The 1,049-nt window shown below is 43.0% G+C and carries 2 pseudogenes; both read right to left on the bottom strand.

From position 1 onward, the window contains the following. Positions 1-551: pseudogene (locus F6K51_RS38095) on the bottom strand (hypothetical protein); the annotation flags it as partial. A 235-nt stretch (positions 552-786) separates the two neighbouring features. Beyond that, a pseudogene (locus tag F6K51_RS38090) lies at positions 787-1,049 on the bottom strand (CHAT domain-containing protein); the annotation flags it as partial.

Raw genomic sequence — 1,049 nt, 5'->3', positions numbered from 1 at the left:
TAAATCACTACACATCCAGCCGACCACCGACCAATGGAACCAGGGGAGACATACCCCTTCCATCCTGTACTCTTAGTAGTGTGAAGATTAATCCCTTTCCCAATTTCATAGGTTATTTTATCGTCCCTAAGAAAATTGCGATTTTTATCACGCACCAGACGGGCTGTATTGCTCTTCTGTGCCAAAGCTTCATAGCCGTTGTGTCTCCCTACTTGCCACAGTTGTTTGTGATAGCCAGTGTCCAGACGAGCAGCTCCCTTAGGATTCAATAAATTAATCAATGTGTAATAATGCCCTGGCTCTGTCGTGGCTTTGCAGAGGATGTCAAAATGAGGTTCGCCAGTTTGGTTGAAGGAGAGTATCCCTACCAGGTCATTCCACTTATCCCGCCTATCCAAGTTGAAAGTGCCATCGAGGTTCATTCCCTCGATACCGATAATATTGATGTCTCCCTCTCGTGTGTGAAGTGGGTATTTCCTTACTTCACAGCAAGCAACAACTTGTGCTGCTAGTGTATCTTGGCTAAGAACTTTTACTGCTGTTTGTGTCATAGCTTTCTAGACCTTATTGACACGCAATTTTTTTAATCGTGTTTTGTCTGTGATTTAATGCTAGCTATCGTTAACATGATTTGTAGTACAACGTAGGTTGGCTTTGTAGCACAACGTACGTTGGTGTAGATGTAGTTTATGTGTAGATGTAGTTTATGCAGTGTTCTTAATTCTTTCCGTTTTAGCTATGACTGGCGCGGGTAAAATCTTTCCAAGTCTTCGGTACTTCAGTAGAATTCTGGTAAATCACTGGTAACCAACTGCCATAGGGAAATTCATTTTCCATACCTTGCAGTTTCTCCCGTGCTTCCCTCACAGCAAGATATAAAGATTTACCACGGGAAAAAGCTTGGAGAAAGTTTTTCAAAAACTCCTGCGCCACTACATCTGGCACTGGCTCTCGCATAAAGATAACCTGGGGAATGGGCAAATCTGCCAGCTGGCGTGCAAAACCAAAACCATCACAGGAGTTGAAAATTGCTAAATGCAAACCGTATT

This window comes from Moorena sp. SIO3I8, assembly GCF_010692325.1.
GTDB lineage: Bacteria > Cyanobacteriota > Cyanobacteriia > Cyanobacteriales > Coleofasciculaceae > Moorena.
The sequence above is the reverse complement of the archived record's forward strand: the minus strand, read 5'-3'. Positions and strand labels throughout refer to the sequence as shown.